General features: G+C 69.0%; 11 protein-coding genes. 5 read left to right on the top strand and 6 right to left on the bottom strand.

Annotated elements, in window-relative coordinates; all coding sequences use genetic code 11:
• Window positions 1–4 precede the first annotated feature (4 nt).
• Both Ssi02_RS28455 and Ssi02_RS28450 read left to right on the top strand, forming a co-directional pair.
• Entirely contained in the window at window positions 5–403 is a 399-nt protein-coding gene (locus Ssi02_RS28455) for an RrF2 family transcriptional regulator (protein WP_204030669.1), read from the top strand.
• A gap of 67 nt (window positions 404–470) precedes the next feature.
• Window positions 471–1,124 (top strand): potassium channel family protein, encoded by a 654-nt coding sequence (locus Ssi02_RS28450; RefSeq protein ID WP_204030668.1) that lies wholly within the window; start codon window positions 471–473, stop codon window positions 1,122–1,124.
• A 39-nt stretch (window positions 1,125–1,163) separates the two neighbouring features.
• Here the strand turns inward: Ssi02_RS28450 and Ssi02_RS28445 are convergent, their stop codons facing one another.
• Both Ssi02_RS28445 and Ssi02_RS28440 read right to left on the bottom strand, forming a co-directional pair.
• A complete protein-coding gene (locus Ssi02_RS28445; protein WP_204030667.1) occupies window positions 1,164–1,349 on the bottom strand; it encodes a hypothetical protein in 186 nt (61 codons plus the stop codon).
• Between the two features lie 212 nt (window positions 1,350–1,561).
• On the bottom strand, window positions 1,562–1,873 hold the full coding sequence (locus tag Ssi02_RS28440) for a hypothetical protein (RefSeq protein WP_204030666.1): 312 nt from the start codon (window positions 1,871–1,873) through the stop codon (window positions 1,562–1,564).
• A gap of 383 nt (window positions 1,874–2,256) precedes the next feature.
• Here Ssi02_RS28440 and Ssi02_RS28435 point away from each other — a divergent pair, with 383 nt between their 5' ends.
• Entirely contained in the window at window positions 2,257–3,675 is a 1,419-nt protein-coding gene (locus Ssi02_RS28435) for a DUF7059 domain-containing protein (RefSeq protein ID WP_239129883.1), read from the top strand.
• A gap of 420 nt (window positions 3,676–4,095) precedes the next feature.
• On the opposite strand, the gene Ssi02_RS28430 is transcribed toward Ssi02_RS28435, so the two are convergent.
• Entirely contained in the window at window positions 4,096–7,089 is a 2,994-nt protein-coding gene (locus tag Ssi02_RS28430) for an AfsR/SARP family transcriptional regulator (protein ID WP_204030665.1), read from the bottom strand.
• 564 nt (window positions 7,090–7,653) lie between these two features.
• Window positions 7,654–8,952: a pyridoxal phosphate-dependent aminotransferase gene (locus tag Ssi02_RS28425; protein WP_204030664.1), complete on the bottom strand. Its 1,299-nt coding sequence runs from the start codon at window positions 8,950–8,952 to the stop codon at window positions 7,654–7,656.
• Window positions 8,953–9,622: 670 nt separating this feature from the next.
• Here Ssi02_RS28425 and Ssi02_RS28420 point away from each other — a divergent pair.
• Together Ssi02_RS28420 and rnhB are read left to right on the top strand one after the other, a co-directional pair.
• A complete protein-coding gene (locus Ssi02_RS28420; protein WP_204030663.1) occupies window positions 9,623–10,564 on the top strand; it encodes a LysR family transcriptional regulator in 942 nt (313 codons plus the stop codon).
• Window positions 10,565–10,575: 11 nt separating this feature from the next.
• Entirely contained in the window at window positions 10,576–11,244 is a 669-nt protein-coding gene (rnhB, locus tag Ssi02_RS28415) for a ribonuclease HII (RefSeq protein ID WP_204030662.1), read from the top strand.
• Between the two features lie 483 nt (window positions 11,245–11,727).
• On the opposite strand, the gene Ssi02_RS28410 is transcribed toward rnhB, so the two are convergent.
• On the bottom strand, window positions 11,728–12,690 hold the full coding sequence (locus Ssi02_RS28410; protein ID WP_204030661.1) for an ATP-binding protein: 963 nt from the start codon (window positions 12,688–12,690) through the stop codon (window positions 11,728–11,730).
• Window positions 12,691–13,302: 612 nt separating this feature from the next.
• Window positions 13,303–13,908: a TetR/AcrR family transcriptional regulator gene (locus Ssi02_RS28405; protein WP_204030660.1), complete on the bottom strand. Its 606-nt coding sequence runs from the start codon at window positions 13,906–13,908 to the stop codon at window positions 13,303–13,305.
• Between the last annotated feature and the right edge of the window lie 61 nt (window positions 13,909–13,969).

The raw sequence follows: 13,969 nt of genomic DNA, 5'->3' as shown, positions 1-13,969 counted from the left end.
GGTCATGCGAATCTCCGCGAGAACCCAATATGCGCTCCGGGCGGTCGCCGAACTGGCCGTCGCACCGCCCGGACCGGTGCCCGCAGAGAGAATCGCCTCCACGCAGAACATCCCCCGGCGCTTCCTGGACAACATCCTGCTCCAGTTGCGCCGGGCCGGACTTATCCACAGCCAGCGGGGACCCGAAGGGGGATACTGGCTGGCCCGGCCGGCCGATCAGATCACGCTGGCCGACGTCATCGCGGTGGTCGAGGGCGCGCCGGAATACGGCGAACACGGCGGCTATCCCGGCGTCGCCCGTCCCCTCGCCGACGTGTGGAGCGCCCTGCGCGAGCACGAGGAGACACTGCTCACCGAGATCACCCTCGCGCACATCGCGGCCGGTACGGTGCCCCCCACGTGACCGGCAGCCCCTCACTCTCCGTAACATCGCCTTAGCACCGCGCGATCGACACGGAGAGGGGGGAGACATGGCCTCTCCCCCGGGTCGGGTGGCGCGCCTGGCGGCCTGGGAGCGCCGCACCGACGTGCCGCTGATCGTGCTCTCGCTGCTCTTCCTCGGCGCCTTCACCGTGATCGCCCTCGCCCCCGGCCTCCCCCGCGTGTGGCACACCGTCTTCCGGGCCGTCCTGCTGATCACCTGGGCGCTGTTCCTCGTGGACTTCGCCGTACGGTTCGCCCTCGCGCCCCGGCGGGGCGCCTACCTGGCCAAGCAGGTGCTCAACCTGGCGATCCTCCTGATCCCGCCGCTCGCGCCCCTGCGGGTGGTGGGGATGCTCAGCCGGGCCGGCATCGCCCACCGCGGCCGGCGACTCGGGGTGCGCGCCCAGACCGCCTGGTATGCGATGCTGACCACGACCCTGCTCGGATTCAGCGCCTCCCTGTCCGCCCTGATCTTCGAGCGGAACGCGCCCGGCAGCACCATCACGACCTTCGGCGACGCCCTGTGGTGGACCGCCTCCACCATGACCACCACGGGCTACGGCGACACCTATCCGGTCACCTGGCAGGGCCGCCTGGTGGGGTCGGTGCTCATGCTCAGCGGGATCGGCCTGTTCGGGGTGGTCACCGCCTCCTTCACGGCGTGGTTCGTCTCCCGCTTCGACGAGGACCCACCGGCGTGACGCGCCGTCCGGCGCGTCACGGGGTGGCTATGCCGTACATCACCGGATGGGATAGGCCACCTGGGTGAGCAGCTCGGCCTCCGGGGTCACGGCCGGGTCGTTGAGGTAGGTCTCCCGCGGCGGACCGGCCGCCGCGCCAATGCCGGCCAGGCCGGTGTGGCGGCGCACCGAGGCCACGGTCTGCGCGGGCAGGGTCTCAATGCTGAGCCATCGCCAACCCCTCAATCAGAGGACCCGGGCACCGTCGTCTGCCGGCGCAGCTTCACGGCGTCCCCTCGGGGGAGTTCCGCCGGCCGGGACTGGGGGTTCGCCATCGGGAGGGTTCGCCATCGGGGCACTCACGTCACTCGTCCGGCCGTTCTCGCGGAGGATCAAGAACATGGGGTGACCACCCGGCCCGAGGTGCGGGGGCAGCCCTCGGGGGCGGGTGGTCACGTTCAGCGGGCTCCTACCAGTTGGCGGAGCCGGGTGGGGACACGCCAGACATTGGTGTCCAGGGTGATGTCGAGTCGGAGCTCCTTGCGGTGCCGGCGGAGACCGGGGACGCGGATGCGGTCGTGGACGTCGAAACGCCCTTTGCGGGGATAGCCGAAACCAAGCTCTCCGGGGAGAACCCGGAGGTCGTCACGGTTGCCGCAGCAGGGGCAGGTCCATGCGACGAGGTCCATACTCCGGTTGTAGTCGTGGCAGGCACGGAAATATTCGTCAGGCCGGAACCTGGACTCGCAGGCGAGGCAAGGGATCATCATGGTGGATCCGCTCCTAAAGGGGGACGGGGCGGCACATCACAGATTGTGCGCGACGCACTTGAGCGCCGCTTGCAGAACGCTTACGCCGCAAGGTAACAGAGTGATTACTATCGGTTCACAGCCGAATAGCGATTGGACCGTTACAAAAATCGGTCCGAATTATCCACATCAATGGGTATGCGTGGGCATTGCGGAGACACGCCGGAGGGGTCCGAAAAATACCCCAAAGAGCATCAAACATCACCAAATACGACACCGCACGCGCACCCCTCTTGGACCGTGCCAATGACCATATCGAGTCATGTGTGATGTTTTTTCCACGCAAGTCGGTGAACCGCGCACCACCAGCACGGACACCCGCACGCCGATGTCAGGATGGCCGGGTGAACTCCTTGCCCGCCCAGTTGCGTGAGACCTTCCTGCAAGCCGGCTACACCCTCGACGGCGTGCGCGACCGCCTCGGCCGCACGGCGGCCACCGCGCTCTCCCGTGAGGAGCTCGTGCCCGCCCTGCGGGCCACGCGCGACGGCGACCCGCTCGCCACGCTGATCCGCCTCTGGTGGCTCGGCGCGCCGGTCGAGGGGCACGCGGTGGGCCCGCTGCTCCCCGATCTGCTGGCCGCCGGCCTGCTGACGGCGGAAGGGGCACAGGTCCGCGCGACCGTCCACGTGCGCCCCTGGGAGACAGGGGGCTACGTGGTGTCCGACCCCAAGGTGCGGCCCGGCGACCCCGCGCTGCGCGCCGACCACGTGGTGGGCGCCGGCGGCGCCTCGGCCAACCTCGCGCAGCTTGTGCCGGTGCGGCAGGCCGACACGGCGCTCGACCTCGGCACCGGATGCGGTGTGCAGGTGCTCCACCTGGCCGGCCGCACCGGCCGGATCACCGCCACGGACGTCAACCCGCGAGCCCTGGAGCTGGCCGAGCTGAGCTGGCGGCTGTCCGGCGTGAACAACGCCGAGGCGCGGCTCGGCTCCGGTTTCGAACCGGTCGCCGGGGAACGTTTCGACCTGGTGGTATCCAACCCGCCGTTCGTCATCGCGCCGAGCGGCCGCTTCACCTATAGGGAGACCGGCGAGCACGCCGACGACTTCTGCCGCGACCTGATGCGTCTGGCGCCCCGCCACCTCGCCCCCGGCGGCCACGCCGCGATCCTCGCCAACTGGCTGCACGTCAAGGGCGAGGACTGGCGTGACCGGGTCGGCGGCTGGCTCACGGAGACCGGCCTCGACGGCTGGGCCGTACAACGGGACGCGCAGGACCCCGCGGAGTATGTGGAGCTGTGGCTGCGGGACTCCGCCGAGCAGGGCACAGCTGCCTATCGGGAGCGTTATGACACGTGGCTCGGGTGGTTTGAGGAGCTTGGGGTGGAGGGTGTGGGGTTCGGGTGGATCACCCTGCACGACTCCGGCACGCTCGACCCGGTCGTGCGGGTGGAGGAGCTGACGCAGCGGGTCGAGCTGCCGGTCGGCGCTTATGTGCAGGAGGTGCTCGACGCCGTCGGCGCCGCGCATCGCCTGTCCGACGAGGAGCTCATGGCGGCGTGCCTGCGTGTCGCGGAGGGCGTCGTCGAGGAGCGCACCGGCCCGCCCGGTGCCGACGATCCCACACATATCATCTTTCACCAGACAAGGGGCCTTCGGCGTACACGCCGGGTGGGCACGGTCGAGGCCGCGCTCGCGAGCGTGTGCGACGGTGAATTGCCGCTCGCGCCCCTGCTGGCCGCCATCGCCGAACTCACCGAAGGGGAGCCTGCGGCTCCTGCGGCGATCCGCCCGCTGATCGCCGAGGGATTTCTTATCTGAGCAGGTCAGTCAGCGTCAATCATCTGTCAATCGGACGTCAACCGCGTTAGGCGAGGCTTCTGAGCGTGGAGACGAGCCCGGGGGGTTCGGGGACTCGTTCCACAGTCCGGCCGGTCGTCGATGTGAGGCGGCTAGCCGCCGCAAGGCGCATCCGGTAACACGGGCCCCCTGGCGCCAAGTGGTGGTCAGACGATCGGCCGGACCACGTTCGCGGAGGTTGGGTCCGCGGATGCACGGACGGGGTTCAGTGGCGTTTGGGGAACGCCACTGAACTACCGTACTTCTCCCGTCTGAAACGCCGCCTCTATTTAATGCCATCACCGAATGGAACGGGGATCGACGTTGATCAACCACATACGGATGACGCGGATAGACGACGACCTGTTCTCCGGGCTGGACATCGAGGGTTCGTACCAGGTTTCAGTCGCCTACGCCGAGATTGAGGAGGACCCTGAGATCCTCTGCCTCTGGGGCGCCGATTCGAGCAAATATGTCGTAGGCGCGTCTGAGGCACTCTCTGCTTCGCGTGGTGCTGCCGAGGCCGGCGTAAGCCCGCCCGAGCACTCCTAGGGCCTGGGCCTCGCCGTACGGATGACCGATCTCATGGCTGACCGCCAGCGCCTGCTCGGCGTGGCGCACGGCGTCGGAGAAACGCTCCGCGGCGAGGAAGGTCTCCGCGAGCCGGAAGCACACCCGCTGCTCCCACACACGCTGATTGCTGGCACGGAAGAAGGCGAGACACTCGGCGTGGTGGTGCACGGCCTCGTTGAGGCGGCCGACGCGGGACAGCACGATGCCGAGGTGGTAGCGGGCTCGCGCGGTGCCGGCGCCGCTGCCGAACTCCGTGAAGATGGCAAGGCCCCGCTCGGCCGCGGTGATGGCGTCGATGGCGTGACCGAGCCCGAGGTGGTCGCGCACCGAGTAGCTGAGCACGAGCGCCTCGCCGGCGGGCACCCCCTGCTCACGGTAGGCAGTGGCGGCGCGGTCCCACAGCACCAGCGCCTCGTGGTGGCGCCGCTGCCGGCCGGCGACGACGGCCATGCCGCTGAGCAGCTCACCTGTGATGATGTTGTCGCCGATCTCGCCGGCGAGGTCGTAGGCCGCCTGGAAGTGGTCGCCGGCCTCGGCGAGCTGGTTGACGCCGAACAACACGCGCGCCAGCACATAGCGGGCGCGCAGCTCGCTCGCGGGTGCCTTGAGGCGGTGCGAGACCGTCATGACCTGCCGGGCGAGCCGGTCGAACTCGTGCAGGTGCGTGCCGGACTCAAGCAGCGGCTCCATCGCGAGCAGCAGATCGGCCGTGGGCAGCAGCGTCTCGGGGGTGGTGGCGGCCGACACGGTGTGGCCGATGGCGGCGAACAGCGACTCGGCCTCGTCGGTGAGCCACGCCATGGACTCGTCGGCCGACAGGAACGCGCGGCCGGTGCCGACGACGGCGAGGCGGTCGGCGATGATGCTGCCCTCGTAGGCCAGCCGGTGCGCCGAGCGCGCCGAGGCGAGATAGTAGCCGAGCAGTCCGCGCATGGCCCGCTCGACCATCGGCGGCGACTCGGTGTGCTCGGCCTTGCGCCGGGCGAAGAGCCGCAGCAGATCGTGGAAGCGGTAACGTCCGGGCGCGGACGCCTCAAGCAGGCTGGTGTCGACGAGCGACTCAAGCACGTCCTCGGCCTCGAACTGGCTGAGCGACAACACCGCGGCCGCCGCCCCCACCGAGATGTCCGGCCCGTTCGGCAGGGAGAGCAGCCGGAACGCGCGGGCCTGCAACGGATCCAGCTGCCCATATCCGAGGGCGAAGGTCGCGTCCACCGCGAGATTACCGACCTTGAACTCGTCGAGCCGGCGGCGCTCGTCGGCGAGCCGGCCGAGCAGGGACGCCACCGTCCACGCCGGCCGCGCGGTCAGCCTGGCCGCCAGGATGCGCACGGCCAGCGGCAGGAAACCGCACGCCGCGACCGCGTCCATCGCGGCGGCGCGCTCGGCCCCCACACGCTCGGGCCCGGCCACGGCGGTGAACAGCGACAGCGCCTCGTCGGGCTTCATCACGTCGAGGTCGACCAGCCGGGCCGCGGTCAGGTCGGCGAGTTTGCCGCGGCTGGTGACGATGGCGGCGCATCCCGGGGTGCCGGGGAGCAGCATGTGCACCTGCTCGGTGTCCTTGGCGTTGTCGAGCAGCAGCAGGATGCGCCGGTCGGCGAGCAGCGAGCGGAACAGCGCCGACCGCTCGGCCAGCCCCTCGGGCACCAGGTCGGCGGGCATGCCGAGCGCCCGGAGGAACCCGGCGAGCACCGACTCGGGCGCGGCCGGCTCCTGGGCATATCCCCGCAGGTCAGCGTAGAGCTGTCCGTCGGGGAACCGGGCGTGCAGGGCGTGCGCGACGTGCACGGCGAGCGTGGTCTTGCCCACCCCGCCTATGCCGGAGATCGCCGCGACCGGCACCCCCTCGGCCTCGCCGGACGACAGAAGCTTGATCAGGTGGCCGATGATGGCCTGGCGGCCGGTGAAGTCGGTCACCGCCGCGGGCAGCTGCGCCGGGCGCGGCATATCGGGCACGGCGTCGGCCTCGGCCTTGGCCGGAGCCGCGGTGAGCGTGATCTCCTCGTGGGCGGCCGGCCGCGGCTGCTCCTGGTGGGCGAGTGTGGGGTCGGCGGCGAGGATGCGCTGGTGGAGCGAGGTCAGCTCCGGGCCCGGCTCGATGCCGAGCTCTTCGATGAGCGCTTTGCGCGTGTCGGTGAAGACGGCCAGTGCCTCGGCCTGCCTGCCGCAGCGGTAGAGCGCGCGCATGAGCTGGGCGCGCAGCCGCTCACGCAGGGGGTGTTCGGCGGTGAGCACGAGGAGTTCGGCGACGACCTCGGTGTGGCGGCCGAGTTCGAGGTCGAGGTCCATCAGGGTCTCGACGACGTTGACGCGGCGCTCGGCCAGCCGTTCGCGCTGGTGGTCGGCATAGGGGCCGACCGCGCCCGCCAGCGGCTCGCCGCCGCAGAGGTCCAGCGCCTCACGCAGGTTCACCGCGGCGCCCGCGAGGTCGCCGTCGCGGCGCGCGTTCTCGGCGACGCCGACGCCGCGTTCGAAACGGGTGAGGTCGAGGGAGTCGTCGCCCACCCGGAGCGCGTAACCGCGGCCGACGGAGGTAAGGAGCTCGGGCCGGGAGCGGGGCGAACGATCCGGTTCAAGAACGGCACGGAGACGGGACACATATGTGCGCAACGCGCCGAGTGCTCGTGGCGGGGCGTCCTCCCCCCACACCGCGTCGATCATCTCCGATGGGGAGACGGCGCGGCCTTCCTTCAGGAGCAGCATCGCGAGAATCGAGCGCTGGAGCGGTGTGCCGAGATCCAGCTCTCTCCCGTCCCGCCACGCCTGGACAGGGCCTAGTACGGCGAAGCGCAGCCCGGCTTCGCTGCCCTGACCAGCCATTCCTATTTTCTCCACTACCAATGGGAAATTTTGTAGCTAAATTGTAGATCCAACCGTGGTTACTCCAAAGACGTGCTCGTACACCGCCCGTACGCCCCCCGATGCAGCCGGACGGCGACGGACACGCGTGACCGATCGCTTGTCCTGGTAGCCGCCCACCTAGATGGGTTACAGGGCATTTATTCGCCGTTGATCCCCTGTTGAACGCCGGGGGCCATGCTGGCCATAACCAGCGGGCATGGCCCCAGGACTGCGGGGGCGGTCGTGACCGTAGCACGTCGAAACGCCGAAGGCTCGTCCCTTCGGCGTAAGAGGTCGGTAACCGAGCGTCAGCGTCGACGCCACCGTTCCGCCGGTCGAAGCCGCAATTCTTCCCCGGGCGGTACACGCACCATCCACAAGCCAGCCAGAAGACAGCCCGGCCGGTTCGACCGGCCGGGCTGTCGATCTTCCTGGGGATCGCCGCCCCGCCGGGGAGCGGCCCCGGGGAGCGGCGATTAGGCCACCCGGCGTCTTTGCGAAGCTCCCCCTCAGAACGACGCCGAACGCCGGGTGGGCCCCCGATCAACCGGAGGCGACGTCGGACACCAGCGAGTGGTGCCGAAGCCGTGTTCCCCCCGGCCTTGGTACAACCAGATCCGACAGCGCCTCGGTCAGGTGGTCGAGCGCGTCGGAAATCCAGGGCAGCGACAAAGGGTCGCTGCTCGCGAGCGCGGTCAGGCGACGCTCGCTGGTCTCGCCGTACAGCAGACTCGTGGCCAGCCGCACCCGCATCGCGGCCGGATCGTCGCCGAAGACGTGCCCCGGCAGCACACCGACGCCGTGCTTCTCCAGCAGCATGGCCGCGAGGTCGGCGTTGGTGCGCAGATCGGACCGGGCACGGAGCGGGCCGAAGTCGGGATAGAGGTAGAAACCTCCCTGTGGTGGCGCCACCGCCGCGCCGGCCCGGATGCACCTCGCGTGCACCGCGCGGGCCACCGTCCCGTGCAGCCTGCGGCTTTCGACCACCCGCTCGCGCAGCTCCGGCGGCTCGGTGAAGGCGTAGGCCGCCACCTCCTGCACGGGTGTCGCCGGGCACGACCAGATCTCGCTGGCCACGCCGAGCAGCTTGGTGCGCAGCTCGTGGGCGCGGTCGGGAAGCCTGGCGGCGCCGATGCGCCAGCCGCCGAGGGCGAGGTTCTTGCTGAGGCCGGTGGTGACCACCGTGCGCTCAGGGGCCAGATCGGCCGGGCTCAGGTAGCCCGCCAGGTTGTCGTGCACCAGGTCGCGGTAGATCTCGTCGGAGATGATGACGAGGTCGAGCTCGCGTGCGACCTGGACCAGCCGCTTCACCGTGCCCGGGCGCACCAGCGTGCCGCTGGGGTTGTCGGGCAGCGTGATGAGCAGGGAGCCGACGGTGCGGCCCTGCGCACGCGCGGCGAGCACCGCCTCGGCCACGCGGTCGGGCTCCGGCGCCCCCCCTTCGCCCGGGGGCGCCGGAAGCAATATCGGGCGTGCCCTCACCATCTCCGCCTGCGCCGCGTAGCTCACCCAGCTCGGCTTGGGCAGCACGACGTCGCCGCCGATCGCGAGGAGCAGCCCGTAGAGCAGGGACTTGCTGCCCGGGCCACACACCACTAACTCGGGATCCGTGGACAGCCCTCTGCGCTCCCAGTAACCCGCCGCGGCCTCCCGCAGGGCGGGGATTCCGGCTACGGGGCCGTAGCCGTTGTGTCCGGAGGCCTCCGATAGACGCTCCCGGAGCGCCGGGTGGACGGGTAGGCCGGCCTCACCGAAGGCGAGATTGAGCACCCGCTCCCCGGATCCTCGTCTTCGTTGGAGCTCCTCGTTGGCCGCAAGAGTGGCGGAGTGGGAGACATTCATCGGGCAACCCCTTGCTTCTACCGGTAACATCCTTATTCTGCGAACAGACTTCTCATTCTTCCCATTTTGCCGCGCACGTTTGCAGGGCACGCTTTACACACGTTTCTCCGGCATGGTTCACAGAACATGGTTCATCGGATGTCTTTTGAACCTTCGGCTCAGCTCTACCGGTGGTCGCTCTGTTCACCGGTGGGCTGTTCGCCCTCTGCTTGTTCACCGTGCTCATTCACCGTGCAGGTTCGCCGGGCCCGGCAGGTTGGGTGCCGGGTTCGGCGAGGGATTGTTTTATGAGAAGGTTCTCGTTTAATGAGAAGGTTCTCGTTTATGAGAAGTGCTCATCGCTTGAGTTGTTCAACGCCTGTCCGGCCGGCCGCCGCCTGATCAGCGCACCGATTGCCTGCCGCCCGGTGGACTGCTTAACCTCGGATCCGTCAGCACATGCCACCTCGCGTGACCTGCGATCGGAAACGGAGTGTCGGTCGTGAACCAAGCCCCACCCCATGCGGGCCCCGGGACGACGACAAAGCAATCAGCCACGCGGCCCTCACTTCGCAGTGCATTGTTGGCGTCGTTTGCAGCTGAACATTGTTACGTCGGACACGACCAAGAGTGAGGGCCGACCGGCATCATCGCAAGCGAGGGTTTTCGGGGGTAGGCATAAGGAGAACCGATGCTAGATTTACGTAGACTCGCCCTGATCTGCGAATTTGCCCGTCGTGGAAGTATCGCGGCGACGGCCGCGGCACTGGGGTATAGTGCCTCGGCCGTATCCCAGCAATTGGCCGAGCTGGAACGCGAGACAGGCGCGGCTTTGCTCGACCGCACCGCACGCAGTGCCGAGCTCACCGACGCCGGGCGCAGGCTGGTGAAGCACGCGGAAACCATCCTGTCGATGGTGGAAGAAGCTGAATACGATCTGACCTCTCATGTCAGCACGCCCAGCGGACGGGTCGTCATCACCGCCTTTCCCACCGGCGCCGTCGCCTTTGCCCCCTTGGTGGCGCGTGCCCTGCGGCGCCACGATTCCCTTACCTTGAGCATGCGGCAAGGTCGATCACAACAGGCGATCCGGGAGGTGCAATCCGGCGAAGCCGACATTGCCTTAGTTGACATATGGGATGGCGACCGGCCGGACCGGCATTCCTCCACGCTTCGCGTGTTCCCACTCTTGCATGACCCGCTTGTGTTGGTCGTCCCCAACAAGCATCCGCTGGCGAAAGGTGAGGGACTCGTCGACATCACCACCCTGCGCAACGAACCCTGGATGGCCGCCCCCGCGGGCGAACCCTCCCGCTCCAACTTCGACCGGCTCCTCGCCGAAGTCGGCGGCACACCGCCCGTTCCCTGGGAGTTCGAGGGACTCGGCACGCTGCTCGTCCTCGTCGCCAAGGGGCTCGGCATCGCCGCCGTGCCCGGCCTGGTGCTCGCCGCCGGCGTGCGCGGGATCACCGTACGGCATTTGCCCAGCAACCACTCGGGCCGCGTCATCTTGGCCGTCGCCCGGCGTTCCAGCATCAACCGGCCCTCCGTCTCGGTCACCTTGCGCGCCCTCCACATGGCCGCTCACGGGCTTGCCGGCGACATCGACTCGGTGAGCCTGGGCTTCCGCTAGGGTCTGCGCTCGTGGCCCCCACCTACGCCATTGAGCATCTCCTCCGGTCCAACCCGTCCACGGTGATCGCCGGAGTCGACGAGGTCGGCCGCGGCGCTTGGGCGGGCCCCGTCACCGTCTGCGCTGTCGTGACCGACCTGTCCGAACCGCCGGCCGGGCTCACCGACTCGAAACTGCTCTCCCCCGCGCGCCGTGTCTCCCTCGCCGCCGAGGTGGCCGCCTGGGCCGTCGCCCACGCCTGCGGCGACGCCTCCCCGGCCGAGATCGACGAACTCGGCATGACCGAGGCCCTGCGCCGCGCCGCACGCCGAGCGCTTGAGGCCCTCCCGGTGCGGCCGGACGTCGTGATCCTCGACGGCAAACACGACTACCTCGGCTCCCCGTGGGCCGTGCGCACCGAGATCAAGGCCGACCTCACCTGCGTGTCCGTGTCCGCGGCCTCGGTGGTCGCCAAGGTGCGCCGCGACACGCACATGGCCACCCTCGGCCACGAGGAGTACGGCTTCGCCGACAACGCGGGCTACCCCTCCCCTGTCCACCAGGCAGCACTGGCCGAACTCGGGCCTACGCCGCATCATCGACTTTCGTGGTCATATCTCGACGACCTTCCCCAGTGGCGCCACCTCAAGAAACACCGCAACAGCCTTGCCGGGGAGGGACAACTTTCACTGTTCGGGTAGGACACCCGGCGTTCGGGGAGTCAGTTTCGGGGAGTCATCAAGGTGCCGGACGGTGGTGGAGCAAGCGCGGCAAAGACTTTCCATGGACGAGCGGTGCACCATACGGCCGGGAAATAGGACACCTTCGACCTCCGTGAGCGTCACGGTGGACGACCCCTCCTCGGACGAGCGCTAGGCCCAGCCACCGCCGGCCTCCGCGAGCGTCACAGTTTTCGGTCCGGCTCGGCAGGGGCGGTCGCCGCCTCGCAGGGGCGGCGGTCATGGTGCCGAGGTTGTGCGTGCCGGGAGGCGGCGGGGCCGGGTGTCTCCGGAGGGGTGGTCAGCCTGTGAGGCGCGATGCCGGGTGTCTCGGAGGGGTGGTCGGCCGGTGGGGTGCGGGGCCGGGTGTCTCGGAGGCATGGTCAGCCTGTGAGGCGCGATGCCGGGCGTCTCGGAGGGGTGGTCGGCCGGTGGGGTGCGGGGCCGAGGGGCTCGGAGGGGTGGTCAGCCGGTGAGGGCCAAGGCGGCGGGGCCGTAGACGAACGAGGGGTCGATCTGGGACTTCAGGTCGGCGCCGGTGGCGCGGTTGGCCCATGCCTCGGCGTTGCGCAGGTGGAACTCCACGGTCTGGCGGCCGAAGGTCTCCCAGTCCTTCGGCTGGGTGTCCACGCGGTCCAGCAGCCGGGCCAGGCCGTCGAGGTTGGCGGGCTCCAGGTCGCTCAGGGTGAACGGGCGGCCCTGCTCCATGGCGCGGACCGCGGCCGAGTGCTCGAAGCAGGCGAACAGGTCGTCGCCCACCTGGTCCCGGAGGAAGGCCACGTCGTCCGGCCCCTGCACCTTGTTGCCGACGACCACGATGGACACCCCGAAGTCGGCGGCGTAGTCGCGGTATTGCCGGTAGACGCCGACGCCCTGGCGGCTGGGCTCGGCGACGAGCACCGTGAGGTCGAACCGGGTGAACAACCCCGACGCGAAGGAGTCGGCCCCCGCGGTCATGTCGATCACGGCGTATTCGCCCGGACCGTCGACCAGGTGGTTGAGGTAGAGCTCGACCGCGCCGACCTTCGAGTGATAGCAGGACACGCCTAGGTCGGACTCGGCGAAGGGGCCGGTGACCATGAGCCGCACCCCCTCGGCGGTGGTGACGGCGAACCGCTCGTGGACGGAGTCGTCCCCGTCGAGCCGGAGCAGCCGGGAGCCGCGGCCGGGCGGGGTGGTCTTCACCATGGCGGCGGCACTCTCGATGAGCGGGTTGTCGCCCCGGAGGAAGTCTTTGATCTCGGTGAGATGGCTGCCGAGCGGCTTCGGCATCTCGTTGTCTGCGACTCCTAGGACCATGCCGAGATGCTGGTTGATGTCCGCGTCGATCGCGACGACGGGACCACCCCGGAGCGCCGTATACCTGGCGAACAGCGCGGACATGGTCGTCTTGCCGCTACCGCCCTTGCCGACGAACGCAACCCTCACGACTGGATTCCAATCTGACTATGAAAACCATTACGGTCTTGTGGAAGTGATAATCATGCCACGGGTGCGGAGTGAGGGAGCGGTCTTCCGCCGACGTGGTGGGAAAGTCATGTCGGCCGGGGTAGTGGAATCGGCACACCGCGCTACATACCGACGGGCGTTGGGTCCTGATTTGCGCAGTTCCGGGGCGACGCGGCGGGGAAGCCCTTCGCTGGTGGGCTCAGTGGTGAATTGAGCGGCCGAGAGCAGGACACGTTCTGGCGAGGGAATTGTTCACATACACAAGGCACCTCGCGGCTAGGGCACCGCAGCGGACGCTTGAGCGGGATGGACGCCGCGACCGGGTGCTACGTGCAGGAGTGGGCCGCGCGCGGCCACCGATCAAGGTCGCGGGTGCACTGGCTTTGCCGTACGGAACCGTGGGGGGTGGAGCGCCGGGGTAGCCACACATCGGCGTGGTGAGCGGGCGGTGCCGGGGTGGGGCCGGCTGTGCCGTAGGGGGCGGGCGGCGGTGCGAGCCCGCTTGGCGGTCACCTCGTTGACGTGGGAGGGGTTGTCGGCGGCGGCGCTGTGAGCGGCAGCACCGGGATCGCCGGCGGGCCGGGGGGTGACTTACTCGCCAGGGGCACCGGGGACGCGCAGGCTGAGCCAGGCGGCGTCGCAGAGGGACTCGATCTCCTCGGGGGTGGGCTGGTGTGCGCCGGCGAACCACAGGCGGCACATCTCCTGAGCGGGGCCGAGCCAGAGCACATAACACATGGTCGCGTGGATGGGCGGGAGCAGCCTGGCCTCGGTGTGGGGCAGCCACCACTCCGATACCTGGCGGAAGAAGGCGCGGCGTTGTTCGGAGACCTCGGTGCCGCCCGGCTCGTGGCGGCGGGGCGGGCGTTCGCTGATAAGCAGGCGGGCACGTTCGGGGTGTTCGCCGCACCAGGCCATGTGGAGGGCCACGATGGCGCGGATGCCGTCGCGGGCGCTCGCGTGCTTTTCCAGCTCTGTGACGAAGGCGCTTTGGTACATCGCCTGGGTCTCCGCGTAGAGCACGCCGTAGACGTGTTCTTTGCTGGCAAAGTGGTGGTAGAAACTGCCGACGCTGACGCCGCTCTCCTCTCGGAGGCTGGCCAGGGTCGTGGCCGAAACACCGTCTTGACTGAAACGCCGGAGTGCACCTTCTATGATGCGGCTTCGCCCATCGCGTCCGTTCTTGACACTCTTCACACACTCAATGGTGAGCTAACAGAACGTTGTTCCGCAAACATAAGCTGGTTTTGCCTACCAT

The organism is Sinosporangium siamense, from assembly GCF_016863435.1.
In the GTDB taxonomy this organism is placed as follows: Bacteria; Actinomycetota; Actinomycetes; order Streptosporangiales; family Streptosporangiaceae; genus Sinosporangium; species Sinosporangium siamense.
The sequence above is the reverse complement of the archived record's forward strand: the minus strand, read 5'-3'. Positions and strand labels throughout refer to the sequence as shown.